Raw genomic sequence first — 26,008 nt, 5'->3', positions numbered from 1 at the left:
CCCACGTGTCGCGCTTATTAGCCGAACCGGGAGCCACCCACCAATGATCGAGCCGATTGTTGAACCCCAGCCCGAAGAACGTCAGCTCACCGTTGTACACCACCGCGCTCGAGGACTCCCTCACCGCTGGCGGGGCGTCGTCGCGGATGTTGTTGTAACGGATCGGTGTGTAGCCGCTGGCGTACGCTGCCGACCAGACTCGTTCAGCGGTCGGGGAGCCGTCGGGCCCGGCCTGTTCGCGGACGACGGGCCTGGTACGGGCGGCGTCATCCCATCTGACGAAGAGCGCCATGTGGGAGTCGGCGTCGTTCAGCGCGTCTCCGGGTTGGAGGTCCGCCCTGGCGATCGTGTGCGAGACGAGGTGGATGTCGAAGGTCGTGTACGAGCGGCTCAGACCCCAAGCCATGGAGACGAAGCCGGAGCAGTCGGTCCGGTAGCTGCCGTACTGGTTGCTGTGGCAGGCTGCCTGGCTGTACGGCACACGAGCGTCGATCCAGCTCTTGGCGCGTACCAGCGCCTGGCTCCGGGTCATCGGCTGATTGGTGTATACGCCGCAGTTGTAAAGAACGCCTACGTCGCCTTTGTCCTGGCCTGAACCCGACGGAGTCGGAGTGGGCGATGTGATCGCGTCTTCGGGCGGTGCACCGATCGTGTGGATCGAGCCACGGGCAGCGTTTGTGGGCGCGGCAATCGCCATCGATGGAAGGGCCACGAGCGCGGCGAAGGCGGTCGAGAGCAGGACGGCGATGGCTAAGGCCGGCCTGCGTCGCTTGATGGGTGATGGCTTGGCGTGCGTGAGCAGCGCCTGTGATTCGGTCATGCCAATAAGGCTCAACGGGTGCGCTTCAACATCACTTCAGCCCGGCTTCAACCTCCGGGACCTGCGATGGGTCCATAGCACGCCGCCACCGCGCCAGACGCGAACGCCCAGTAGCGATCACCGTAGGACCAGTGCCACCATTCCGTGGGGTAATTGACGAGGTTCACCGCGGTGAGCGCTTCGCTCAGGATGCGCCTGTTCCGCGCGGCCTCGGGCAAGAGGGAAGGGGCGGCGGTGTAGCATGCGCCATTGCTGTCTTCGGGGCTGGCGTTGACCTCGCTCCCCATCGGCAGTTCGATGCCGGTGTCAGTGACGAGGGTCAGATCAACTGCCGCGCCGGCTACGTGTGGAGCGGCCTCGGGCGGGGCGATGTATCGGCTCGCCTGCCGCCAGAGATGGTCCTGCGTCCAGTCGGGGTGAATGGCAGCCAATTCTGCCCGGTATTCGTCGAAGTAGCGGTGCTGCAGGGTCTTGGGACGGTGTCCCTCCACGATAAGCAGCCGCAGTCCTCTGGGTAGCAGGCTCTGCGCCGTCACCACCCGATCAGCGACGCTGCGCCGCAGGTGAGCGTAGGCGCCCTGAGTGTCCGCGAGCCGCTCGTCCAGGCGCAGAACGTTCAGCAGACGCAGGTCGACCAACGGCTCCCCGCACTCCACCACTGGCACATCGACGACCTGGGGATCCGACATCAAAACAATCTCCGACATGCTGCCAGCCCTCACACATCCCATCACGATGGGATCCCCGCCGAGAGGTCACTACCTGTGCCATCCGTGAGTGCTGTACGGATCGGCGATGCCTGCTCGGCCAGCGTCCCTGGCCGGGAATTATTCGAGTAATAGCTTCAGGATGGCTTCAATCTGACTGTAGCGGCGTTCTCGACAGTTCTTGGTATTCGCGGCAGCCGTACGTGCGGAATGACTCGACCGCCTCCGCCAGCATGGCCTGCGCGCGGATCATGTCGCCCAATGCCCTGTGCACGGACGCCATGTCCCTCATTACCCGTGCCCTCCACAGGGGGAGGTTCAGTGCCTCGCACTGGCGCAGGGAGTCTTCGAGCCAGTTCCGCGCGTCATGAAGCCGCCCCTCCGCGAGGTCGAGTTCGCCGATCGTCCGCAGGGTGAGGGCGGTGCCGAACCGGTCGTCCAAGGTCCGGCATGTGGTCAGTGCCTCTTCCAACGCCCGCCGTGCCTCGGCGTGGCGGCTCATGCGGATCCAGGTCTTGGCGCAGGCCCGCAGAGCGTACGCCACCATCAGCCGATCGCCGAGCTTGCGGAAGATCGCCAAAGCCTGGCCACCCGCGTCGTCGGCGTCATCGAGCTCGCCCTGGGCACGGTGGTAGAGGGCCATCGTCCTCAAGGTCATCCCTTCGCCCCTGCGGCTGGCGACCTTCCGATACAGCCACAGGGCTTCTCCCAGTTCCCGCCAGGCGGCGCGGTAGTCGCCCTGCTCCAGATGAACTGAACCGGCCGCTCGCTTGACGTGCCCCAGCGCCTCATCATCGGCCAGGTCTCGCCACACTTCCTCGGCCGAGCCCAGGAAGTGCAACGCCTCGGGCATGTAGCCCTGCTCGCGGCAGGCCATACCCAGCCCGGCGAGGGCAGCGGCCTCCCCATGGCGATGCCCCGCGATCCGGAAAATCGACAATGCCTGGCTGAAGTACTCCTTCGCCTCGGCGAACCTGTCCTGCTCATAGCGGAGTTGCCCTAGTTCAGTAAGAAGCGCGGCCTCGCCTTGAGCATTGCCCAGTCGCCGGGCAGCGGCCAGCGCGGCGTTGTGGGTACGGCTCCACGCATCGAAGAGGTTGTTGGAGACGAAGATCGAATCGTACAACGCCAAAGCGAGTTGGACCGCCATCTCGTCCAAGCCCATGACCGAGGCCAGCTCCACGCCCTGCACAAGCGCGTTCTGGTCGATCTCGAACCACGCAGGTGGGTCGGCCAGCATGGGCCTTGCCACGAACGGATCCATGGCGCAGGCCAGCGAGTAGTCGATGCGCAAGGGGACGGCCCCAGACGGGGCGCCCGAAGTGATCTCCCGCAAGAGCCACAGCCACCTGCTGAGTACCCTGATGACCGCCGCCTGCCGGATCGGCGCGGCCTCCTCCGACTCGGCCTGCTCCCGGGCAAAGAGGCGGACCAGGTCATGTAGGCGATAGCGAACGTGGCCGACCCCGTCGATCCCTTCCGCTTCCGCCAAGTGGGCGTCCACAAGACGTTCAAGCACCTGTTCGCCCGCTTCGGGAGTCATTTCGAGCAGCACCGCAGCCACCCATGCTGGGAAATTCGGCAATCCCAGCACACCGAGCAGGCGCAGCGCCCTCTTGTCCTGATCGTCCAGCAGCCGATAGCCGAGCCAGATGCTCGCCCGCACCTCCTGGTCGCCAATCGCCAATTCGTCGAGCCTGCGGCGCTCATCGCCAAGTCGGTCGGCCAGCAACGTCACCGACCACGCTTGCCTCGTCGCAAGCCGGGCTCCGGCAATGCGGATCGCGAGCGGCAAATGGCCGCACTGGTGCACGATGCTCGCCGCCGCGGCCGGCTCGGCCTTGATCCGCTCTGGCCCCGCGACCCGTCCCAGCAGTTCCAGGGACTCGACGGGCGTGAGAACATTGAGCTCGATCAGCGCCATTCCGGCCAAGCCGGCGAGCCGGTTACGTGAGGTGATGAGCACCCCGCATCCGGAGCTGCCCGGCAGCATGGGACGGACCTGGTGTTCGGCTCGCGCGTCATCCAGCACGATGAGCATCCGTTGCCCGGCGAGTATGCTGCGGTAGTCGGCGACCCGCCCTTCGAGCGTGTCCGGGGGTGCGGCTCCCAGCTGGCGCAAGATTCGCCCGAGCACCTCCATGGGGGAGACCGGCGTTTCGGAGGTCCCGCGCAGCTCAACGTAGAGCTGCCCGTCAGGGTAGTGGCTCGTGATCTGTTGGGCGACATGTGCGGCCAGCGCCGACTTCCCGCTCCCTCCCGGACCTGAGATGACGCAGATAGGCAAAGGCGAGCCGGACAACAGGGCTCCGGTTACCGAGGCGATCTCATCGACCCGGCCGGTGAAGTCAGGCACCCCCGCAGGTATCTGCGCGGGAACGATGTGGTGACCGGCTGGCGCTGCCAGCCCGGCGGGCGCTGTGTCCGCGGTCCAGCCGAGAGCCCCCTTATCCCCTCGAAGGATCATTTCGTGGACAGTCTGTAGCTCCGTGCCGGGTTCGATGCCGAGTTCGGTCACCAGCACCTCTCGGGCCTCACGGTAGACGGCTAGCGCATCCGCCTGGCGGCCGAGCCGATAGAGGGCGACCATGAGGTCGCGCCGGAGCCGTTCACGAGTGGGATGGCGGACTACGAGAGCGGTGAGTTCGCCGACGAGCTGCTCGTGCCAGCCCAGCGCAAGCTCCGCGGTAATCCGTTGTTCCGTGACCGTCACCCGAAGCCCATCCAGCCGAGCTGCCTCCGATCGCAGGTAAGAGTCTTGGACACCGCTGAGTGCGGGACCGCGCCATAGTGCCAGGGCCGCGCGAAACGCCTCCGCCGCTGCCTCATGCAGTTCTGAGGCGGCGGCCAGACGCCCTTTCGCGGCCAACTGCTCGAACTCGATACGGTCCAGCGCGCCAGCCGGAGCACGAATCAGATAGCCGGCCGGATGGGAGACAATGAGATCTTCACCGCCCACCTCATGGAGTGCGCGGCGCAGTCCCGAGATGTAGGTGTGGATGATGGACCTGGCTGTTTCCGGCGGATTCTCTCCCCACACGGCGTCAACCAGTTGCTCGGTCGTCACAGCGTGGTTGGCGTCGGTGAGCAATGCGGCGAGAAGCGTGAGGGGTTTTCCCGTGGCGAGTGGCACGCGCTTACCGTGTGCCCAAACCTCGACTGGGCCCAGGACCCGAAATTCCATAAGCATCCCCGCCACGCAGAGTCGCTTGATGATATGAACCGTTATGACTTCGATCAAGAACGACGGTCTTCAAGGGAGCTGTGCTCTGCGGCGGTCCGGCTGAATGAGCACACTCGTATGGTTCAGCACCATCGAGGGTTCACATAGGCCGAAAGGAGCCAATCTCCGATTGATCGCTGCCAAATCTCGGGACAGGGTCACGGGCTTGCCGAGGATCGTGCTTGCAGTCCAAGATCATTGCCAGACTGACGTCACGCTCAGTAGCGTATTGGCTGACATTCGCCGCTCTCGGGCTTCCGGCCGCTGAGAGTAGCTTGATCATATACTAGACTGCTGCTTCTGCCTGCACGGAAGCGCTGTATTACCGTATAGCTGGTGTCACGCGCCTGAAATTCGCGGCAATATTCAGCGAGGAATCCGAGGCCTCTTCGATGGGCGTCCCCTCGTAGCCACCGATGGCCCTTCCTTCCGCGACGCCCGTGGCGGGCGTGGGATGACGATCAAGGCCGCGCCTTCATCGTGGACCTCTACGTTCCCGGGTTCAACCCTTGGCTGACCCGAAAATTCGACATTCACGTGGGCAGGCGGCAGCGAACCTCGAGCGGTGATAGGTGAGAGCGGCTGGCGGTGGGTTGTGGTCAAGCTGTCTCGGATTCGATGAGGACGGCCTTGCCGTTGCGGATGACGATCTTCTGGCCGGTCAGGGCCTGGAGCTGGCTGGCTAGGCTGCGGGCGCGGCGGTCTTTGTTGATGCGGGTGTCGTAGTAGTCGGCGCCCAGGTCGCAGAAGTGGGCCTGGGGGTCGGACAGCAGCTGGTAGACGATGGTGAGCACGGAGTTCCCGGCGGCGACCAGGGCCTTGGATTTGCCGCGGCGGCGGGCGATGCGGCGGTAGCGCTCGCCGAGGAAGGTGTCGGTCTTGCTGACGGAGAAGACGATGCGGCCGAGTGTGCCGGCTAACCAGCGGTTGCCCTTGCCGCGGCCCTTGCCCTTCTTGCGGCCTGCCGACTCGTGCGTCTGGGGGCAGAACTTGGCCCAGGACACCAGGTGCGCGGCGGTGGGGAAGCGGCTCATCTCGACACCGATCTCGGCGATCAGTTCCTGGGCGGCCACCGGGCCCACTCCAGTGATCTCATCGAGTTGGGCCGCCTGATCTGAGAAGGGGCTTATGACCTGCTCGATCTCGGCATCCAGCAGGCTGGCCTGTTCGGTCAGCCGATCGATGTTGGCCAGCATGATGCGCAGCAGCACCGCGTGGTGATCGGTGAAGAACCCGCGCAGCGCCTCCTCCAGCAGGTGGATCTTGCCGGGCATGCTGCCCCGCGCCATGCCGGCCAGCACTTTGGGATCACGCTGCCCGTCGATCAACGCCTGCAGCATCTGCCGGCCGGACACCCCGAAGATGTCGCTGATCACCGATGACAGCTTGACCTGGGCGTCCTCCAGCAGCTTCTCGGCCCGCTGCATCTCCCGGGTGCGGTCTTCGATCAGCGAGCGCCGGTAGCGGGTCAGATCCCGCAGCTTGCGGATCGGCGCGGGCTGCACCAGCGAGGGCCGGCACATGCCCCGCTCGGCCACCTTGGCCAGCCATACCGCATCGGCCCGGTCGGTCTTGGCCCGGCCCGGTACGTTTTTCACCTGGCGGGCGTTGACCAGCCAGCAGTCGAATCCCTCGGCCTCCAGCAGCCAGAACACCCCCTTCCAGTAATCAGAGAGTACTTTCCATCACCACCCGGGACACGCTCTGACAGCGCAGCCAGTCGGCCAGCTCGAGCAACGCCGCCGTGGTGGTGGCGTACGCGCGGACTTCCTGCAACCGCCGGCCGGGCCGGTCCTCGTGCGGCACCCGCACGCACGCCTCCAGCCCTGCCTTGCCCAGGTCCAGGGCCGCGACCCGCTCCACGTACAGGTCCTGCTCATCGACCTCTTGCACGATGTTGCCTCCCCTCCCATCGATGGGTATGGTGCCTGCGGGTCACCCGCAGGAGCCAGCGGGGACGAAAAGAGGCGGACCCTCGTGCTCATGGCGACACTGCGCGGCCCCTGAAGCGGCTCCCAGCGATCAAACTAATTAACGGCCTCACCCGCGCCATAGACGAACCGACGTCGGCGGGCAACCCGCACCCATTTTCCTGCCTGAGCGGCGTCCCGAGCAGGGACGAGGGAACTAATTAGCGGCCTCTGGCGGCCATCTTCGCACCTGAGGACAGGGGACCTCCGGATCCGGCTTGCCTGCTCCCACGAAGGGCCCGCGCCCGCAATAACCCGACCAGCAAATATGGCCCGAACGCTGGGCAACACCCCACGACCGCGAAACGGCGTTCCGGTGGGCACGCCGTCGCACGTCCCAAACCCGGTTGATTTCACCTCGGGCCGTTGGGACGAAGCGGTGTTCAAGGGCGGACGATCTGGGCCATACGGGCAACCGCCTCTTCGATCACGGCGGGCGAGCAGGCGTAGTTGAGGCGTGCGTGCCCCTGGCCGGGCCCGCCGAAGTTCGGGCCGGAGCTGAGCGCGACCCTGGCCCGGTCGAGGAAGGTCGCGGCGGGGTCGGGGCCGAAGCCCAGAGGCGAGCAGTCGAGCCATGCCAGGTATGTGGCCTGCGGTTCGGGAAACGTGACCGATGACAGCTGCTTGGCGAGAAGGTCCCTGAGCAGCGCGGCATTGGTCGCCAGTTGGTCAGTGAGGCGATCCAGCCAGTCGTCGCCGTCGGTGAAGGCGGCGATGGAGGCGATGACGCCCAGGTGGCCGACTCCCCAGGGGAGTTCGTGCGGAAGCTGGTCGTACATTGCCTGGTGGCGTTCGGTGACGATTAGCGCGGACTTGAGGCCGGCCAGGTTGAACGCCTTGGAGGCGCTGGTGAGCGTGATGCCGGTCTCGGTGGCTGCCTCGCTGACGGTGAGGTAGGGGTGGAACGTGTGTCCGGGGTGGGTCAGCGGGCCGTGGACCTCATCGGAGATGACGGTGGCGCCGTGCCGCTGGGCGATCTCGGCAAGCGCGCGAAGTTCGTCCGGGTCGTGAACTCGTCCGAGGGGATTGTGCGGGTGACACAAGAGCACGACACCCACTCCACCTTCGAGCGCGCGGTCGATCCCGTCCAAATCGAGCCGGCCGCCGCGCTGTCGTTCGAGAAGCGGGACAGGCACCGGTTCGGCGCCTGCCTCTCGTATCCAGGCGTAGAACGGCGGATAGACCGGCGGCATGACCACGACGCCGTCACCAGGGCGTACCAGACGTCGCAGCACTTCGGTCGTGCCCACCGCGAGATCCGCGCAAGTGCGGACGCTGCGCGCCTCGACGCGCCAGCGCCAGCGACGCCACGCGAAGTCACGAAAGGCGTCGACCAATTCGGTGCTGTCGCCGACGTACCCGGTGTCCGACCGTTCCACGGCCGCGTGCAACGCCGCCGCCACACTGGGCGCCAGGCGGACATCCATTTCGGCGACCGGCAGTGGCAGGACGTCGGGCGCGTGGAGCGTCCACTTTGCGCTCCGGCGGCGCCGAAGCTCCTCAAGCGGGATATCGAAGATCGAGTCCATTTGGCAGATTATGACATATATGCCCTTACTCGGTAAACATCGGACATACCCTGTAGGGGTCTTGTCGGGCGATGGCACCGGAAGCGCCGCCTCGACTACGCCAATGACCGCTCCCTCCGCGCCTACCCCACTCGCCCGGCGACATCGCCGTAAGTGCATCGAGGACGACCCAAAGATCATCCCGATTTGGTCCTCATAACGGCGTTCATACCGTGACCCCTAAACGCAACGGCGTTTAGGGGTCACGAGCCTGTGTCCGAACCTCTGATCTTGGATATGTCCGGATCGATCCCCAAGGGACCATGGGGAAGATCGCGCTCGGAGCGTCGGGGGTGACAGCTGTCAACGGCCAAGTGCGTGTCGCCGCTGGTGGCCAGGTTGAGGTCTCCATCCCGGTGAAGTTGACTACTTCTTGGTGAGGCGTCTGCCTGTCCGGTTTCGTGCCTGTTTCATGCGGAAGGACTCGCCTTCGGTGACCACGACGACGCTGTGGTGCAGGAGGCGATCGAGCAGGCTGACGGCGGTGGTGTGTTCGGGTAGGAAGCGGCCCCATTGGTCGAAGGGCCAGTGGGATCCGATGCCGAGGGCGCGGCGTTCGTAGGCGGCTGCCACGAACCGGAACAGCAGCTGGGCGCCGGTGTCGTCGAGCGGGGCGAACCCTACTTCGTCGATGATGACGAGGTCAGCGCGCAGCAGGTTCTCGATGACGCGGCCGACGGAGTTGTCGGCCATGCCCCGGTAGAGCGTCTCGACCAGCTCTGCCGCGGTGAAGTAGCGCACCTTGTGCCCGGCTTGGACGGCGGCGACGCCGAAGGCGATCAGGCTGTGGCTCTTGCCTGTGCCGGCCGGGCCGACGGCGCAGTAGTTCTCGCTCGCGCGGATCCACTCCAGCGAGGCGAGGTAATCGAAGGTCGCGCGGGGGATGGAGGAGGCACCGACGTCGAACTCCTCGATGGTCTTGATCACTGGGAAGGCGGCGGCCTTCATCCGGGTGCGGACGTTGGACTCATCCCGCGCGGCCAGTTCGGCGTCGATGAGGGTGCGCAGGAACTCCTCGGGGTTCCAGCGCTGGGTGCGGGCGGTGAGCAGCAGTTCGGGCGCCAGACGGCGCATGGTGGCCAGCTTCAGGCGGCGCAGGCCGCTATCGAGGTCGGCGGGCAGTGCGGGGGCGGTGGGCGCGGTCACGACACCTCTCCGATCTTGTCGAGGGTGTAGGCGTCCAGTGGTCGGACCGGCACGTGGGGCAGGTTGAGCACCAGCGCGTCTCCGGCGGGCGTGGGCTGCGGGGTTCCGGCGCCGGCGGCCAGGATCGAGCGCACGTCCTCGGCTCGCCAGCGGCGGAAGCGCCCTGCTCGCTCCAGCGCCGCCACCAGGGCGGCATCGCCGTGCGCCGCTTGCAGCGCGGCCAGCTCGACCAGGTCGGCGGCCAGGCGGGTGTTGCCCGAGGCGGCCGAGCCGGTCAGCCAGACCTCGGCGACCGGGCCGAGCGCCAGGAAGGCCTTCTCGGCCTCGGTGCGCGGTCGGGCGGCCCGCCGCGGCGCGGGCCTCGGGCCGCCGTAGTGCTCATCGCAGATCGAGGCTTCGCCGGGCGCGACCGGCGCGTGGTCGGCGACGATCTCGCCTGTGGCCAGGTCGGTCACCAGCAGCCGCCCCTCGGCCTCGATCACGGCGACGCGGGCGCCGATCAGCCGGGTGGGCACCGAGTAGCGAGCCGAACCGAACCGCACGCACGACAGCTTGTCCACCTTGCGGGTGATAGGCGGCTTGCCGATCGCGGGCCGCAGCGACGGCAGCGCGTTCATCACCTCCCGCTCGGCGGCCAGCCGTTCGGCCGGGACGGCGCAGATCTCCGAGTGCACGACCGTGTTGACCTCGGCGCACCAGGCCCGGGCGGCCACGTTGGCCACCCCGAGGTCGTCGAACGGCGCCTGCGGGACGACCAGATCCCGCTTGGCGTAGCCGACCAGGTTCTCCACGATCCCCTTCGATTCGGGGTCGCCCGCCTCGCACCAGTCGGGCCGGAAGCCGAGTGCGTCGCGAAGCGCACGTAGTCCGCGGTCGGGATGACCTTGTTGGCCACCACGCCGCCCTTCAGGCAGCCCATCCGGTCGGCCAGCACCACCTTAGGCACCCCGCCGAGCTCTTCGAAGCACTCGGCCAGGAAGACCAGGGTGGTCTCGGCGCGCTCGTTGTCGGCGAAGCGGACGAACCGGAAACGCGACCAGGCCAGCACCGCGCAGAACACGTGCAGCCCGTCACCGGCATCACCCCAGTCGATGACCAGCATCTCGCCCGGCGTCCAGATGGCCGGGCGCCGCCCACGCGGGTTCTGCCGCCGCCAGGCCTGCTTCGCCTGCGCGACCAGCCGCCGGAAGTTCCGCGCCGACCCGCCGTACCCGGCAGCCTGCGCCAAGGGCAGCAGCCGCTTGGCCGAGATCTTCCCGTGCGTCGCGCGGATCTTGTCCCGGACCAACTCGGCGACCACGTCGTAATTGTGTTCGCGCTGCTTACGGGGCGGCGCCTTGTCCCCGGCCAGCGCCTTCTCGATGATGCGTTTGACGGTCTTGTGCGTGGTGCCGCACATCTCCGCGGCCCCGCGATAGGTGCCTACCTCCCGGTAGGCGGCGATGATGTCCATGACTTCCCCCGAAGATTTCATGGCCCGGCAGACTCCCTGAGCGGTGATCATGTGACTGGCTGACACCGTCACGATCACCGCTCAGGGGCATGCCCCTCCCCACGACACACCGGCAAGCACACGCGGAAGTGGGGACTTAAAACTGGCCACCAGCGGTGACCTCAACCCGGCCACCTGCGGCTACTTTTGCACGGCCACGGACAACAGCGCAGCTGCTGTGTTCCGCCGCTCGCGACTGGGGCTGAGCCACGCGGGCTCTTCGAACTTGACCGGGGTTTGAGGTCCCGTCGGGCCCTGGGGTCTTGAGAGCGCTCGTGGCTCACGATGATCCTTCTTGTTGCGACGCAAGAAGATCACCACAGAGAAGACTCGAGCAGGGTCAACGATACGGCGCTGCTGCTCGGCCTGGATGGGGTGGCCGTGACGAAGGTCGTCGCCGCAGATGACGGGCCGGTGGTGCACCCGGGCACCGCGGATGAGCGGGTCAGGGTCTGCCCGCAGTGCGGGGTCGCCGCGGTCCGGATGAAGGAATGGGTGACCACCCGGCCGCGGGACCTGCCGGTGGCGGGTCGGCGGTGTGCGCTGCGCTGGCGTAAGCGCCGCTGGTGCTGTGACCAGGAGTCCTGTCCGCGTCAGACGTTCACCGAGCAGGTGCCGCAGATCGTCCGGCGGGCCAGCCCGAAGGCGCAGGGGAAAACACCGCCGGAGAGCCCTGGAGCGCCCGGCCTGTCACGACTCCGGGGTACGAGCCCAGCGGGGGCTCACCGCGGCCACCACCGAGCCGGCCAGCAGTAGCGCGAGACCGGTGACGAGGAGACGACGATGGCCGAACTGGTCACTGAGTCGCCCCGTCACCGGCGTCGCCACCGCGCAGGCGAGCATGAAGGCGGTCAAGAACCAGGTGGCACCCATTGCGGACACGTCGAGTTCACGGGCGAACACCGTCAGCGCGGCGAGCACGATCGTCGGCGCGATCGCCACGCCGCAGGCCGCGAGCAGCAACACCGGCGGTCCGACGCGCGCCGCCCTGCCGAAGCTTGCGTACGACGAACATGACCGCAGCGGTCAGGCCGACCACCACCCACATCAGCTCTCCTCCTCGGCATCCGACGCCAGCACGGCCAACTGCTGACGGGCCCACGCGAGCGCGGCGGCCGGGTCGTGTGTGGCGGTTGTCGGGCAACCCCACAGCTTCGCGCCGGCCCTGATCGCCTTGGCGTTGGCCTGCTGCGCCTCGACCGAGACGACGAAGGCGAGACCGGCACACCGGTCGCGCAGGCCCGGGCGCAGGGTCTTGATCAGCCGCACCCGCTCGCCAACGCCGGCCAGCTTGCGCGGCCTGCCCTCGGGCATCATGAGCACAGCCGCGAAGGGTTCGCGACGCTCCAGGGCGGCTGTCAGGACGTCGCCCACCCGGCGGGTGCCGCCTGCGGGGGCGACGGCTGATACGTCAAGGATGACCAACGGCCATTGTGTGAGCGCGGTGTCGGTGATTTGACTCACTTCTGCCCTCCTCGAAGAGTAAGTAAGGCAAGCCTAACTTATTTATGACCATTGGTCACTAAGTAGGGACGGGCGGATCATAGACTGGGGTCGTGGAGGCGAAGACACCCAAGCTCGGCCGCCCCTCGCGACTCAGCCGTGAGCAGATCGTGGATGCGGCGCTCGGCTGCGACCTGCGAACTGTGACCATGCGCGACATCGCAGAGCGACTCGGTGTCTCCCACTCGGCCCTCTACCGCTGGGTGGGCAATCGCGACGAGCTCCTCGACCTCGTCAGCGAGGTCGTCATCGAGTGCATCCTCCCGACGGCCGACCCCACCGCCGACACCTGGCGGGAGTGGCTGTCGGACCTCGCTTGGAGGATGCACGATCAGTTTCTTGCCGCACCCGGCTACGCAGCCCACGTGGCGATGCCACATCGCCACAACCGGCACGCCTTCGGTCAACTGCGCGACCGCGTCGTCTCGACGTTCAAGCTCGCTGGCGTCTCCGACGACATGGCCAAGCAGAGTTGGCACATCTTCGGGTTGGGTATCGTGCAGTGGCTCGGGGCCCAGCAAATGGGGCACGACATCGGCCCGGACGCACCCCGCTTCGACCTCTTCCTTGACGTACTGCTACGCGGGCTGCCGGCACAGGAGCCCAGTCCGTAGTCGTCCGACCAAGACCACGTGGAAGTCCTACCCGACAGCCAATCCCTTGGAAGTCATCTAGTCGAATTGGGGTCACTTGACGATCAAGGTCGCACCAGTGCGGGTCGTCGTAGTGGAAACCCATTCGAGCAACGGTTACGTGGCTGGCGGGCTGATCTGGCCGGGCAAGGTGTCCGTCCCACCGTCAATGGCGTGCCTGGGAGAGGGCACCACAGGGGGCGTCGTCGTGCCCCTGTAGGTGGTCGACAGATAGCCCAAGCGATTCAGCAAGCACGCAGCCAACCCTTGCTGGGACCCCGGAGCCGCAGCCTGACCGGCGTCCTGCCATGGCAAAAAGCTTTACGGGAGCCTTTGCCCCATGGCGGACGGGAGGTCTTTCGACGCCGGTCCAACGGTCCGACCGCAGGGCGCCCTGTGGTCGGGGGCCCACACCTCGTCCGACAACCCCCGTCGTTGCTGACCGTCAGGCGCAAGCCGTGGCGCCCTGCCGTGAGGGCGAGGAGACCGTACGGCCCGCATCTCCCTCCCCGCCTGATCGAGCACGTCGCGGATCACGCCCTGGACGATCCCTCCCGACACCGCCGGAGATCTCCTTATCCGGCAGCGCCCGTACCGCCTGGGCGGACACGGTTCGTATGGCCTGCCGAAGTTCCTCCCCCGACATGTTTTCTTCCTTACTTTCAGGTGGCTTCCTTGCCACCGTGGGCGGTGTCGGGTCACCGTGGACCATTGAAATTCAACAAAAATATTACGTATGCGATAAACAGCACCACAGCGACCCATAACGCGCTGAGGGTAATTAGCAGGATTCGACGCAAAGGATATCCAGGGCGTAGGAAGTTGGTCGACTGGTTCTCGTTCTCGGCCCAGGTTGACAGGCTCAACGTCCGCCGCCTTCAGAGCAACGAACCGGAGAAGCTCCACGTGGCGACTCTCTGGACGGCTGAGTTACCGCGGCCATGGGTAGCCTTATTCAGTGCAGGCGGCCACACGGTCAGGGAATTTCGAACCACCAGCGCCCGCTGTCGTCCACGTAGCATGGACCCGTGCCTCGTGCCACCGCAGCTACCGCCTCCCTCCAGTAATTGCAGGTGGCCCGGTCGGGGTAGGGGCCATATCGTGCCTCCGCGGTGCTTGCGGCAGCCATGGTTCTTGTAGTGCCGGCGGCGCTAGCGGGCGCCACAGGACGTAGCTCCGCGGAAGCGGCGACCCCACCAATAGTGGGCGTCTCGGAAGTGCGACGTAGCATGTGATTCGATTCTCTTACTCGTGCGATGCCGGGACTCGGCCGACACATCCGCAGGATCTTTAAGATCAGTGATCGGTCTCAGATTGCCACTATCCAAAATTTCGAGAGTGACGTTTAGCAGGAATGGCAGGGAAGTGGGGATCTTTGGCGCTTAAGCAGTCGTTTCTAGCAAATGAGGGTTGCAGTGACGACCTGCGGAGCCATCCTCTACTGATCGCCCCGTCGCCGTCGTCTCGCCCGTTAGTCAGGGGCGGACCAGAAGAGGGCAGGGGTGAAGGTGGAGGTCCCCCACCGGAAAGAACGACCTACACACCCTTGCCCTCTGGCCGCCAGCGGCACCGGTGAGCCTGATCGTCCCGTCACCGTCGCCCAGGACAAGCCCGAACAGACCATTGTTGTTGGCGATCATCTGGTAAAGCCGAGGCCTTCGCCGGAGGCTTGCTTGGAGGACACTCCGTGGGTCCGGAACCGAGTGGCCTGGCGGAATGCCGTAGGCACGGGGGGCGAACGTGAGCGAGCTCGGTCGGCCACGGTGCGGCTGATTCTGTGCGGCAGTGCGGGCATCGGGACGGCGCTGATAGCTCACCGTCGCCAGTGAGTCGGTCGCCTACTCGGTGCGCTTGGGCTCGGCCATCGCCCAGCCGACGGTCCGCCGGGAGGACACATCCAGCAGCACGGTCTGGTAGACAAAGCCCGGCCACGTCGGCACGTACGTGATGGGGCGACCTAGATGCGGTTCGGCTCATCGGCGGTGGACTGGCGTTTGACCAGGTCGGACGCGGAGACGGCAGGTTGGTGGCTGATGGTGGTGCGGCAGCCCATAGGCCTGCTCACCCCAGGCCAGCCCGGCCGCACGGATCAGCCGGGTCACCCACTTGCGGCTTACCCGCTCCCCGGAGAACTCGCGCAGATCGGCGTGGATGCGCTGCGCCCCGTAGATCTCATCGGAGCCCGACGATGCCGGCGAATCTTCTGGGTCGGCTCGGCGTCGCGCCGGACCCGCGTCGACCAGCCCTGTCGCTACCGGGCGTCCCAGGTTTGGTAGTCCTGGCGGGGGGTCGGTGTCGGGCCGGGATCGGTGCCGGGCCGGGACTCGGCGGCGTCGACCATCACGGTGCGCAAGGGTTGATAGAGCGTGAGCACCGACCACATCTGCTGCTCCAGACCGGCAGGGTCGCCTGAGCGCAGGATGCGTCCTTGCATGGTGGGGCGGAGCGCGTAGGTGCCGGTGAAGGTGGTGCCATCAGTGCAGGTCACCGTCACGCGGGCCTCGATGATGCGGATCCGCAGGGTGCCGCTCACCGACAGATAGGAGCCGTCGGTGAGCGTGGCCAGGACGGGGGTGCGCCGATTGCTGCGCAGCCGGCCGAGTACCTGGGCGCCGGTGGCGCTGACCTGGGTGAGGAAGGCGTTGCTGTCGAAGCCCTTGTCCCATAACACGAGCATGTCGGGAGTCAGCAGGTGCAGCAGGCGCCGGGCATAGCCGCTCCCGCCTTCGCCGGTGGGGGCGAAGACCGTGCCGATCAGGGCCCGGGTTCCGGTCTTCCACCAGCGTCATCAGCTCCCCCAAATGCCCGGGAGCGAACAGTCGCCCGGCTGCCCAGCGGGGCGAAGAGCCCGTCTCGACAGCGCGGGAAACAGCAGAGCTGGCATACTCGGCAAGCAGCGGAGATCCAGTTCCTCGACGGCTGGCGGTGGAAGATCATCGTTCTACTGGATCTCCGGCCTCATGTCCTGAGAACTCGCATGCTTGACAGCACCACGACGACCTTAACTACCTGGCCTGGGGCAACCCGGCAAGCCGGTGTCAATGGGCCGTTGAAGCATGCTTGACCGACGCGGGCAATGTCCCCCCGCAAGCCCTTGCCGGCCCATCGGGGCATTCGCTGGCGCGTCTAATTTGTTCGTCAGCATCGACGGTGCTGAAGTGCGGGTCAGACCAGGGTGCTCCAGTATTGCCAGAACCTTGCGCCGATCATCGTCGCGACGACGACGTACCAGATCGTCAAGGCTACCGTGTGAAATCCGGTGAGCGCCTGGCCCGCGCGGTGAACGGGTGCTGGCATGGGCAGATTGTGCATGGTTATGTTGTGCAGGGTGACGTACCAGAAGATCGGGATCGTGACCATCCAGACGACCATGCAGTACGGGCACAGAGCACCGATGGTGTAAAGGCTCTGAAAGATCAGCCAATGCACGAAGACGACACCGCCGGTGGCACCTGCCTGCAGACCGAGCCAAAGCCACTTGCCGAATCGAGCCCCGCCCAGCAGAGCAGCGCCCGTAGTGGCGACTATGGCGAACCCGGCGATGCCCAGAAGTGGATTCGGGAAACCGAAGACTTCCGCCTGCGGGGTTCGCATGATGGATCCGCAGGCAAGGATCGGGTCGATGCTGCAACTGGGCTCGTAGGCCGGGTCCTTAAGTAGCGCGATCTTCTCGATGGCCAGCACGAAGGCGGCGATGAAGCCAACGCCGCCTCCCACCAACAGGAGCCACGGTAGCAAACGGGGGAATGGCAGGGCGGGGCCGAGGGCTTCTGTGGTCAGGGCCGGATTCGCGAGCTCATTCGGCGAGTGCCGCATCGATAGCCACCTTGAACTCCTCAAGAGACTGAGGCTGGATTTTCTTGCCGTTGAGGAAGAACGTTGGGGTTCCCTGCACACCAACCGCTTCGCCGTCGGCGGCGTCCTTTTCGACTCGGCTGAGCGTGTCGGGATCGTCGTAGGCCGTGGCCCAACGGTTCATGTCCAGGCCGAGACTCGCGGCGTATCTGCGGAAGATGTCGTCGGCCGGTCCTTGCTTTCGCGCCCACTCGTCCTGCCGCTGGTACATCAGCTGATACATCGCCTCAAACCTGTCCTGCCGGGCGGCAGCCTCCACGGCGCGGGCAGCGCGGGCGGCGTTGTAGTGGCTGGCGAGAGGGAAGTAGCGCACCACGAAGGTGATCTTCCCTGCGTAGAGCGTGCGCAGTTCTTCCATTATGGGGACATACGACTTACAGGCTCCGCACTCGAAATCCAGGAACTCCACCAACGTGACCTTGCCGTCCCGGGCGGTCTGCAATCGGTGACTGTCGGCTCGGACGAACCTTGACTCTCCGGGTGTGAGGGCGGGTGTCACGGTGTTGGGGCGTACCGCGTTGACGGTGAACAGGACGGTCAGTACCACGAGAAAGACGCCAAGCGCGGCAAGAGAGATCGTGATGTTCTTCTTACGGGTGGCTTGCCTGCGGTCATCGGCCCTCATGGCTTCGATGCGCGCGCGCCGGGATGTGGTCCGGGGTGGCTGTGGTGACATGTGCTCCTGTTCTCATCTGTCCTTGGCGCGTGGACCGCGCTGTCTGGACCTTGGGGAGGGCCGCCGTAGCAACGACGTTGGCGGGCCCTCGAAGCGTGCGGTGCCTTAACGGCGGGGGCCAGCCAGGGTTTACGCCACCCGCGGATGGCGTAGCCGTCCATGGGGGGCTGTCTAGCCGAGCGCTGATCCTGAACCCGGGCACGGCTTGCGCACGGACGATGTGGCAAGGTAGGCCGACGGGGAGCACTTGCCGAGTACCGGCGATCGCTTTTCGTGACCTTTAAGACACCGAATGTCGAACGTCCTATCGCTGGCCACCGGGGGTCTACCGCTGGTTACCAAATGACACTGACAGTTTGGTTGATCAAACTGGGCGAAGGCGCATGCCCGGCTGAGGCCTTTCTACTCGTTTAGCTTTGCCACCGCCCCGACGATGTCAGAGTTGTCGGACTGAAGATGGCCTGCCCACCCTGCGTTCTCAAGCGGATAGTGGTTCATGAGGATCAGCGTCTCGTCGGTGTTGGCCAGGCCGCGGTATGCCTCAGCAATCGCATGGTGGATCTTGTCGGCCATCTCCCTCTTCGTATCGAGGCTGGACAACTCGGGTGCCTCGAGGAAGCACACCGGGCGGATCGGCTCTGCATTCAGGCGGCCGTCCTGAGCGACCTGGTCCGGCGAGTATTCGCGGAGCCAGATCCGGATGTCGGGAATGTGGTAGGCCGCATCGATGGCCTCGGTGATCTCCTTCATCATTTTCAGCTTGGACACATACCGGATGCCGGTGGGAGCCTCGATGAAAAATTGGGGCATGAGTATCCCCTACTTTCGCCAAATTGTCATATATACCGACCATCGGATCGTGTCAACACCACATCTAGAAGAACAAGTAGGAATTCTGCCAATTCTCACCGGGTTTCCGCGACCACCCGGAAGGGCGGTCGCCACCCGTACGTCACCCGCCCCCGTACATCACGTCCACGTCCCAGCGGGCGAAGCCCAGGGACTCGTACAGACCGATCGCCGCCGTGTTGGCCTCGTCCACGTACAGCATCGCCTGGGCGAGGCCGCGCGAGCGCAGATGGTGCAGGCCGGCCAGGGTGAGCGCCTTGCCCAGGCCGGTGCCCTGCTGCGAGGGGTCGATGCCGACGACGTAGACCTCGCCGAGCGGTTCGTGCCCGTGGTCGGAGGAGCCGTGGATCTTCGTCCAGTGGAAGCCGACGAGCCGGTCGTCGCGGAAGGCCAGGAAGAAGCCCTCGGGGTCGAACCAGGGCTCCTGCTCGCGCCGGAGCAGGTCGTCCACCGTCCAGGCGCCCTGCTCGGGGTGGTGGGCGAAGGCGGCGGCGTTGACCTTGAGCCAGCCCTCCTCGTCCCGCCCGGGCACGAACGTACGCAGGCTCACGCCCTCCGGCAACGTGTAGGGCGCCAGGGGCGCGAACAGGGAGCGGCGCATCTGCCAGAGGGAGCGCACCCGCTCGAAGCCGAAGGACGCGGCCAGGGCCCCGGCGCCCGCGTGGTCGCCGTGCGCCCACAGCCGGGGCCTACCGGCCGTCTGGTCCATGACCGCGCGCAGCAGGCTCGCGCCGTGGCCGCGGCGGCGGTGGGCCGGATGGATGACCAGTTCGACGCTCGGGCCCTCGACCTCGTCCGTCGGATCGACGTGCGCGTAGCCCGCCAGGGTCGTTCCCGCGTACCGCAACAAAGAGCGGACTTGCGGGTCCCCGCCGTACCGCAGGTGCAGCATCACGTGCTCGTTGAGCGGACGGACGCCGTCGGCCTCCGTCGCCGCCGCCACCAGGCCGAGCACCTCGTCGACCGCTCGGTCGTCCAGCCGTTCCCTGATCTCCACGCGCGAGTTCACCGGACCTCCTCGGTCGGCCCCGTGCACGAAATCCCGCGTCTGCTCACTCATACTCCTGCCTCGCACCGGCACTCACTACCGAGCACTCATGAAATACGGTCCCCGCCGTACCGCTGCACCCCACCGCACGTGCCCTGCTTCACAAACCCCGTTTCGTCCACGACCAGCACGTCATCGGGATCGAGCCGGTCGGCGGCGAAGAGAGGGACGTCATCCCCGCACCGCATCAGCGCCCCGCCGGGCCGAGCACAGCAACCGCTGCAGAGCCTGCGGGCCAGCGGCGTGCTCGGCCGGATTGCGGCAGCCTTTGCGTCGATATCGGCCAGCGCGCGGACAGAGGCGGCAGCGGGGACAATGGGGCGAATCGGGTGGCGATCATGCCGTCATCTCGTTGAACATGGCCACCAAGCCATCAGGGGCCACGCCGGGGCTCACGAGCCATCACACGACCTATGGTTGTCCTCAGAACCCCGAATGATCACGCGGCCGTCGTCGCCATGTGGACCGACCCCTCAAATTGTGAAGTGACGCTGAAGTACCAGCCGCCGTTTTGGACAGCCGATGTCTCCCTCAACTTCACGGAGTCGTCCCTGCCCCTGCGTGGGGGAGACTGCGGCCTCAACTTCGATCGGCACGTCAGCTTGATCCATAGCCATAGTGATCGAGTCGCACAGCTCGCCCTTCCACCGCCCCTACAGCGGGCCAGCGAGGGCCTATCACCCGACCGGGGACTTGGCCCGCCCCCGCCTCGGCCAGGTTCCTGATCGCGTTCGCCGCCGGGGGGGTCGGCGCCTGCCGTCGCATGACTGCTCGATCTTCAGCGGAAGGGCAGCGGGGGGACCCGTTTCCTGCACCAGCGGCTTGTCGGTCCCCACGACTGTGGTCCCCGAGCTTTGCCCGGATCCCACTGTTTCCTACACATGACGAATACCACTATTGGATCCTGTCAACACTCGATCCAAGGGATCAAGCGGGCATCCTGCCAATTGTCGCCGGATTAGGGACATGACGGGGCTTGATGGCACGCTACGGCGTCAGGATTGGTATGGCCGATCTGATGTCTACTCGGTCAGAGGTGAGACGTTACGTGTGAAGACGATTGCAGGCTGGGTCTCCAGACCGACATCGACTGAAGCAGCTCGGCCACTACAGAGATTGAAATGTCAGGGTTCATAGCGGTGGGTGGAGGCGCTGGCGCGCCTAGTCTGGACGGGGCAGGGCTTCTCATGGGGACGGGGCCGCTCTGGGGGGCAGCGACTCAAGCGACTGAAACTGGGCGTTTGTGCCGGGCTGGGGCCCGCATCTTCGCTTGGGTCGCTGTTGCTGAAGCTTCAGCGGGCGCCGGCACGGCGACTGAAGCGACTCAAGCGACTGGCACTGTTGGTTGCCTGTCCGGAGGGGGCCCGGCCGCAGGAGTCGGGGGCGCCCGGGACCATGAACGCGCGCGCCCGGCTGACCTGGCCTTTTACGCACACGGATCCCAGGAGTGCCGACCGGCAGACTGGCTACATGGGGCGGGCCGTCCCCCCGGCCGCATTGGCGGTTTTTCGCGCGCGCATAGCGGCGCGTCGGTCGCTTTAGTCGCTGCGGTTCTGGTGCTGAACGGGGCCGGGCTGGTGCGTAGGCCCGCTGTCCGACAGCGGTGCGCGCGGCGCCTGTACGGAATCAGCACGAGCTGGGCGTTGACGGCATGGTCAGTCGCTGATGGCGTGCACTGGCCGAACACGCTGGTCAGCCGCATGAAACGTCCCGGAGAAGCGACCGAAGCGACCCGAGGGGGAACATATGGCTCTTCATAAGAAGACGTTGACTCTGGTCGCCATAAGCACGAGCGACAGTCGCTTCAGTCGCTGTGAGGTCTCCAGTCAGATCCAGCAGTGCTTGACCAGTCCTCGGCAGAGGTCCTCAGAACACGTGGTTCACTCCACGCCACGCGGCCACGATGGTCTGTGTCCGCCTTTTAGTCCGCTAATCTGTGGTGCCATGCTCGAGGCTCGGTCGCTTCAGTCGCTCGGTTTTCGTGCGGCCATTCGACTATTGAGCCAGTCGTCCTCTCAGCTACTGGCAGGCCCCCTGTACCCGCGACGAGAAGGGGCGCAGTGACTTTCCCCATCCCTCTCGCCGAGGCGGGCCCTTCCCAGGGGCACCCGCCTCGGTCGCTCGCCATCGCACGCTGGTGCGCGGGCAATGCCTGGCCCGTTCACCCGTTGGCCCCCGGACGCAAAACGCCTGCCCGTAACTGTGCGGCCTGCCAGAAACCGGCCCATCAGGCCAACGGCTGTCCCTGTCTCACTCAGGGACGTTGGTGCCATGGTTTTCACGCGGCCACTCTCGACGATGAGCTCATCACCCGCTGGTGGAAGGCTCACCCCGCTTTGGGTGTCGGGGTCGCCTGCGGCGCGGGACGTCTAGTAGTGATCGACATTGACGCCCACCCAGTGCCGTTGCCGCCTCGCAACCGCCTGCTGCCGGGCATCCCCATCCATGATCAAGTCGATTTGACTGGCCTTGCCACCGGCTTTGACTCCCTAGCGTTGCTCGCCGCACTACGGGGCGCCGACAGCCCGGCCGAGGACGTCGCTACTCTGCGCGTGCATACCCCCTCCGGCGGCCTGCACGTGTGGTACCAAGCCGATCCGGCCCACACCTTCCTGTGCTCGACCGGCTCAAGCGCCGGCCGAGCACTGGCGTGGCAGGTCGACATACGCGCCCACGGTGGCTACATCATCGCCCCAGGCACCCGGACCCAGGACGGCGTCTACAGGGTCGTCGGCGACTGCCGCGTGCCTGCACCGTTGCCGTCGTGGCTGGCCCAGGAGTTGGCCCGCACCGGGCACACGCCGAGCCCCCACTCGATCCCTGCCCCCGGCGCGCGTCCCCTGGTGCCGCCACGAGGCCACCAGGCCGTCGTGCAGGCAGGCGGCGATCCCCCGGCGATGCGCATCCTGAGGCCTCTTCTTGCCAACGTGGAAGCGTGCGCCGCTACGCCTGAGGGCGCGGCGTTCAGCGCTAAGCTCAACCGCGCCGCCTATACCGCAGGAGGTCTGGTGGCTGGTGGATACCTCGCTCGCGGCGAAGCCGAGCAACACCTCACCAGCGCGGCCGACTACGCCCGCCCCGGCCAAGAAGTCCGTTCCGCTCGGACCATCGCCAGCGGTCTGGCTCGAGGCGCCACCCGGCCTCTCCACCCACAAGGATGCTCATGACCCCCTCTTCGCGTCCTGGGGGCTTCGATGCGAAGGCCGCTGCCCAGCAGATGCTGGACCTGGCCGAGATTCCCGTCCCTGAGCCCGCTCGGGTTCCGGTGCGGGGACCGGAACCCGTTCCCGACTACGTCAGCAGCGACGGCCTGCTACCCGAGTCGCTGACCGACCGCGGGAATGCCAAATTGTTCGTGCATTTGTACGGCCGCGACTTCAAACACATTCCCGGACTCGGCTGGTACCGCTGGGCAGAGTACCGCTGGGTGCTTGACGAGAGCGACGCCGTGCTGTGGGCCGCCGGGGAAATGGCCGAACGGCTCGCCCACTTCGACCCCCGCAACCGCCATGCGGCTGCTGATCTGCGCCGGCACAAAAAGCGTGCCCTGTCCACCGCAGGGATGCATGCCATGCTGCTGCAGGCCAAGGCAGCGCCGGGGATGGCGCTCAGCGCCACCGTGCTTGACGCCGACCCCTACGTACTCTGCACGCCTGCGGGCGTTGTGGACCTGCGCACCGGACTGCTCTCACCGCCTAACCCGGAAAAGCACCTCAACTCACGATCCGCCACGCTCGCCCCCGTAGCGAGTCCAATCCCCCGGTGGGAACGATTCCTCGCAGACACCTTCGGACAGGACGCCGAGGGAAGGCAGACCGTGGACTTCCTGCACCTGCTGCTGGGATATTCCATCTCCGGCGACGTCGGTGCCCAGGTGCTGCCTTTCCTGTTCGGAGCCGGAAAGAACGGTAAGTCCGTTCTGCTCGAGGTGATGCTGCAACTGCTCGGCGACTACGCCGACGCGGCCCCGCCAGGCTTCCTCATGGCCAAGTCGTTCGATGGTCACCCCACTGACCTTGCTGAACTGCACGGCCGGCGCATCATCGTATGTTCGGAGCTCAAGCCCGGCGACAGATTCGACGAGGCGCGCGTCAAGCTTCTAACGGGTGGTGACAAGATCAAGGCCCGGAGGATGAGACAGGACTTCTTCAGCTTCGATCCCACCCACCACCTGTGGTTGCTCGGCAACCACAGGCCTGAGGTCAGCACGGGCGGCTTCGCCTTTTGGCGACGGCTTCGCCTGATCCCGTTCGAGCGTGTCGTCGCCGAAGAGCATAAGATTGACAATCTGGCGCGCATTCTCGTGGACGAGGAGGGACCGGGGATTCTTGCATGGCTGGTTGACGGCGCTCGCCGTTATCTGTCGGGCGAAAAGGACTTGTCAGGCCCGAATCGGGTACGTCTAGCAACCGACGCCTACGAAGCAACGGAGGATGTGGTGGGGCGATTCATCGCTGACGCGTGCGTACTCGACCCCAGTAGGCGCGCGGAGCAGACCAGCTTGTACAACGCGTACACTCGCTGGTGCGGAGCTGAAGGTGCCACGCCGGTCTCGGCGCGCAGCTTCGCTGCCCGCATCCGAGACACCCTCAAGATGGCCTCACCCAGGGATATGGTTCTGTCCAACTCGCGCAAGTTTTATCCAGGGATCGGCTTGAGCTCCGATTTTGACGGTGAGGATCCGCAACGATGACGCTGATCAAGGAGGCCGCGCTCATTCACGAGGTCGACCTTGTCTGGCTGGAAGACATTGACGGCCTCGACTACGTACGCCAGAGTCTGGATCGGCTGCCGAACCGTCGCGGCAGGCCCGCCTATCATCGTGACGGCCGTATGGTGGGCTATGCGATCCTCGGCCGTACTGCGAAAGCCGCTGCGGCCTCGGGCACGTTTCACCGTCGCGTCTTCTGGCTAGCCCCCCACGATCGCGACACGCTGCCCGACGGCGAGTACAGCACGGGCGCGCCCCTCGAGTCGGTTGACCCTCGAACGCTCGGTCCGGGAAGGCCCGGACACAAGACTGAGCGCTCCGAAGGCGGTCCCCCCTCCCCTGCCATGCTGGCCCTCGGCATCACGTTGCCTAAGGCCTGAACTGCTTGTTTCTGCGACGATCGTTGAAGTCGCAAGGGCTACAGAGTGCGGCCTTGCCCCCGTGGGGTCCTGCTCATGTTGTTTCGTCGAGACATGACATCTCGTTGAATGCCCCAGGCCGTGTAGACCTCGATCAGGGTGAGGGGCGTAGAAATGGCCGGCCGAGGGTGGCCGTCCAGATCGTCCACCTTCCCCACCCTGGCTCCTGGAGCGAGCCGCATTACAAGCACTGAACCCAGGCGACGACAGTGGAGTAGCCGCCGGATTCGGTGCGAACCCGGACGGTGGCCAACTCAACGTGCTGCCCCTGAGTGCCAGGCTTGATGCAAGGCGGGGTGCCGCCACTGTGCCGCTGTCCTTCACGGTCAATCCACTCCACGTCGCTGACCACGTACCCGTGGCCCTCGTCTCGGGGGAGTCCAGTAGCTCCATCAGGATGAAAGGCGATCTGCGACGCGTCGGCGGTTACACCTACGACTGTGCCGCGTTCGAGCGTGGGCGTCTTGCTGCCATAAGGAAGGAAGTAGACGAGCACGGCGCCGATGAAACCGGCGAGAACGATCATGCCGGCCAGAAGCGGAATTCGAAGACATACCTGTCTGGACAGCAGCGAAACGGCGGACCGAGCGGTGGACATCCTTGGACATTAGCGAAGGCGCTACGCAAGCCCAAGTGAGCCAGCTCATGCCGACTCCTAGGCGCAGGTGTCCACTGAACCCGAGACCGGTCACCGCCGTCTCCTTAACCCTGGGGAGCGGCGCCGACCAGCACGAGGCCGTCATCGCCGAGGACCTGCTGGCCGACGGACCCGGCCCGCCACCATCTCAGCGCCGCCGGGCACAGGCTGATCATCATGCCCGCGACCCTGTGCCGGGCCATCGCCGGCGGCTTCAGCACCGATGGGGCTGCTGGCACCGTCACCTGCCCCGCCGGGCACACCGTCACTCTTGGCTAGGAATGTCCTGAAGATCTTGGTGGGTGGGTCGGCATGAGCTGGCTCACCCTCTTGTTTATAGGGCGATTGGACGAGTGTCCAGATGCCGTTGGTGTGGGTGAGACCGAGGTTGACCAGGCGGCGGAGGTTGAGGGCGGCGGCGCGGTAGTGTAGCCAGCGGTCGTTGGCGGCGGTGCCGCGGTAGCGCAGGCGGCGGTTGCCGCGGGCGACCCGCCAGGCCACGGCGCGCTCCACCATGGGCCGCCAGCGCCGGTAGTCATCCTGCCAGTCGGGGTCGGTGGCGGCTTGGTGGCGGGCGGCGGCCTGTAGATCGTGGTGCGGGCGGATGGTCACCACGCGGCCGGTCTTGGCGGTGGTGCACCGATCATGCAGCGGGCAAGCGACGCACAGCCCGGTAAAGGTGGCGCGGCGCTGCTGGTAGCGGCCCCCGGTGTCGGCGTACGGGCTCATGTGCAGAGTCAGGTACAGGTAAA

The 26,008-nt window shown here is 66.1% G+C and carries 21 protein-coding genes and 2 pseudogenes; 5 read left to right on the top strand and 18 right to left on the bottom strand.

Annotated features, from left to right (window positions below; translation table 11 throughout):
- The 8 genes and pseudogenes from ACTWPW_RS49005 to istA form a co-directional block, all read right to left on the bottom strand.
- Window positions 1-820, bottom strand: an 820-nt coding sequence (locus tag ACTWPW_RS49005; RefSeq protein WP_443172847.1) for a hypothetical protein, incomplete at its 3' end; no start/stop codon positions are given.
- Window positions 821-867: 47 nt separating this feature from the next.
- Window positions 868-1,527: a M15 family metallopeptidase gene (locus ACTWPW_RS49000; RefSeq protein ID WP_443172846.1), complete on the bottom strand. Its 660-nt coding sequence runs from the start codon at window positions 1,525-1,527 to the stop codon at window positions 868-870.
- Between the two features lie 148 nt (window positions 1,528-1,675).
- Entirely contained in the window at window positions 1,676-4,660 is a 2,985-nt protein-coding gene (locus ACTWPW_RS48995) for a BTAD domain-containing putative transcriptional regulator (protein WP_443172845.1), read from the bottom strand.
- Window positions 4,661-5,349: 689 nt separating this feature from the next.
- Window positions 5,350-6,408: pseudogene (locus ACTWPW_RS48990) on the bottom strand (IS110 family transposase); the annotation flags it as partial.
- A 10-nt stretch (window positions 6,409-6,418) separates the two neighbouring features.
- Complete coding sequence (locus ACTWPW_RS48985; protein ID WP_443172844.1) at window positions 6,419-6,643, bottom strand: hypothetical protein; 225 nt, start codon at window positions 6,641-6,643, stop codon at window positions 6,419-6,421.
- A gap of 460 nt (window positions 6,644-7,103) precedes the next feature.
- Window positions 7,104-8,249 (bottom strand): MalY/PatB family protein, encoded by a 1,146-nt coding sequence (locus tag ACTWPW_RS48980; RefSeq protein WP_443172843.1) that lies wholly within the window; start codon window positions 8,247-8,249, stop codon window positions 7,104-7,106.
- 405 nt (window positions 8,250-8,654) lie between these two features.
- On the bottom strand, window positions 8,655-9,434 hold the full coding sequence (gene istB, locus ACTWPW_RS48975; protein ID WP_443172842.1) for an IS21-like element helper ATPase IstB: 780 nt from the start codon (window positions 9,432-9,434) through the stop codon (window positions 8,655-8,657).
- Window positions 9,431-10,908 (bottom strand): annotated as a pseudogene (gene istA / locus ACTWPW_RS48970) (IS21 family transposase). Before istA ends, istB begins: the two are co-directional and overlap by 4 nt.
- Before the next feature lie 303 nt (window positions 10,909-11,211).
- Here istA and ACTWPW_RS48965 point away from each other — a divergent pair.
- Complete coding sequence (locus ACTWPW_RS48965; protein WP_443172841.1) at window positions 11,212-11,682, top strand: transposase family protein; 471 nt, start codon at window positions 11,212-11,214, stop codon at window positions 11,680-11,682.
- Here the strand turns inward: ACTWPW_RS48965 and ACTWPW_RS48960 are convergent.
- The gene (locus tag ACTWPW_RS48960; protein ID WP_443172840.1) at window positions 11,617-11,892 is read right to left on the bottom strand and encodes an MFS transporter; all 276 of its coding nucleotides are present in this window, start codon (window positions 11,890-11,892) and stop codon (window positions 11,617-11,619) included. The genes ACTWPW_RS48965 and ACTWPW_RS48960 overlap by 66 nt on opposite strands.
- A gap of 81 nt (window positions 11,893-11,973) precedes the next feature.
- Complete coding sequence (locus ACTWPW_RS48955) at window positions 11,974-12,390, bottom strand: hypothetical protein (RefSeq protein ID WP_443172839.1); 417 nt, start codon at window positions 12,388-12,390, stop codon at window positions 11,974-11,976.
- 92 nt (window positions 12,391-12,482) lie between these two features.
- On the opposite strand from ACTWPW_RS48955, the gene ACTWPW_RS48950 reads away from it, so the two are divergent.
- A complete protein-coding gene (locus ACTWPW_RS48950; RefSeq protein ID WP_443172838.1) occupies window positions 12,483-13,043 on the top strand; it encodes a TetR/AcrR family transcriptional regulator in 561 nt (186 codons plus the stop codon).
- Between the two features lie 1,991 nt (window positions 13,044-15,034).
- On the opposite strand, the gene ACTWPW_RS48945 is transcribed toward ACTWPW_RS48950, so the two are convergent.
- The 6 genes from ACTWPW_RS48945 to mshD form a co-directional block, all read right to left on the bottom strand.
- Window positions 15,035-15,232 carry an IS3 family transposase gene (locus ACTWPW_RS48945; RefSeq protein ID WP_443172850.1) on the bottom strand — a complete coding sequence of 66 codons (198 nt, stop codon included), beginning with the start codon at window positions 15,230-15,232 and terminating at the stop codon, window positions 15,035-15,037.
- A gap of 80 nt (window positions 15,233-15,312) precedes the next feature.
- The gene (locus tag ACTWPW_RS48940) at window positions 15,313-15,738 is read right to left on the bottom strand and encodes a hypothetical protein (protein ID WP_443172837.1); all 426 of its coding nucleotides are present in this window, start codon (window positions 15,736-15,738) and stop codon (window positions 15,313-15,315) included.
- A 488-nt stretch (window positions 15,739-16,226) separates the two neighbouring features.
- Complete coding sequence (locus ACTWPW_RS48935) at window positions 16,227-16,877, bottom strand: vitamin K epoxide reductase family protein (RefSeq protein ID WP_443172836.1); 651 nt, start codon at window positions 16,875-16,877, stop codon at window positions 16,227-16,229.
- Window positions 16,858-17,541: a DsbA family protein gene (locus ACTWPW_RS48930; RefSeq protein WP_443172835.1), complete on the bottom strand. Its 684-nt coding sequence runs from the start codon at window positions 17,539-17,541 to the stop codon at window positions 16,858-16,860. Before ACTWPW_RS48930 ends, ACTWPW_RS48935 begins: the two co-directional genes overlap by 20 nt.
- Window positions 17,542-17,994: 453 nt before the next feature.
- The gene (locus tag ACTWPW_RS48925) at window positions 17,995-18,402 is read right to left on the bottom strand and encodes a hypothetical protein (protein WP_443172834.1); all 408 of its coding nucleotides are present in this window, start codon (window positions 18,400-18,402) and stop codon (window positions 17,995-17,997) included.
- 142 nt (window positions 18,403-18,544) lie between these two features.
- The gene (gene mshD / locus ACTWPW_RS48920; RefSeq protein WP_443172833.1) at window positions 18,545-19,450 is read right to left on the bottom strand and encodes a mycothiol synthase; all 906 of its coding nucleotides are present in this window, start codon (window positions 19,448-19,450) and stop codon (window positions 18,545-18,547) included.
- Between the two features lie 2,099 nt (window positions 19,451-21,549).
- On the opposite strand from mshD, the gene ACTWPW_RS48915 reads away from it, so the two are divergent.
- Genes ACTWPW_RS48915 through ACTWPW_RS48905 form a run of 3 tightly spaced genes read left to right on the top strand, consistent with a single transcriptional unit; the run spans window position 21,550 to window position 24,580 of the window.
- Window positions 21,550-22,656: a bifunctional DNA primase/polymerase gene (locus ACTWPW_RS48915; RefSeq protein WP_443172832.1), complete on the top strand. Its 1,107-nt coding sequence runs from the start codon at window positions 21,550-21,552 to the stop codon at window positions 22,654-22,656.
- On the top strand, window positions 22,653-24,182 hold the full coding sequence (locus tag ACTWPW_RS48910) for a DNA primase family protein (protein WP_443172831.1): 1,530 nt from the start codon (window positions 22,653-22,655) through the stop codon (window positions 24,180-24,182). Before ACTWPW_RS48915 ends, ACTWPW_RS48910 begins: the two co-directional genes overlap by 4 nt.
- Window positions 24,179-24,580: a DUF6009 family protein gene (locus ACTWPW_RS48905; protein ID WP_443172830.1), complete on the top strand. Its 402-nt coding sequence runs from the start codon at window positions 24,179-24,181 to the stop codon at window positions 24,578-24,580. Before ACTWPW_RS48910 ends, ACTWPW_RS48905 begins: the two co-directional genes overlap by 4 nt.
- A gap of 220 nt (window positions 24,581-24,800) precedes the next feature.
- On the opposite strand, the gene ACTWPW_RS48900 is transcribed toward ACTWPW_RS48905, so the two are convergent.
- Both ACTWPW_RS48900 and ACTWPW_RS48895 read right to left on the bottom strand, forming a co-directional pair.
- On the bottom strand, window positions 24,801-25,217 hold the full coding sequence (locus tag ACTWPW_RS48900) for a hypothetical protein (protein ID WP_443172829.1): 417 nt from the start codon (window positions 25,215-25,217) through the stop codon (window positions 24,801-24,803).
- Between the two features lie 141 nt (window positions 25,218-25,358).
- Window positions 25,359-25,985, bottom strand: a complete 627-nt coding sequence (locus ACTWPW_RS48895; RefSeq protein ID WP_443172828.1) for a transposase — start codon at window positions 25,983-25,985, stop codon at window positions 25,359-25,361.
- Window positions 25,986-26,008 lie beyond the last annotated feature (23 nt).

The organism is Nonomuraea sp. KM90, assembly GCF_052246675.1.
Lineage (GTDB): Bacteria > Actinomycetota > Actinomycetes > Streptosporangiales > Streptosporangiaceae > Nonomuraea.
This window is presented reverse-complemented; position numbering and strand designations above follow the sequence as displayed.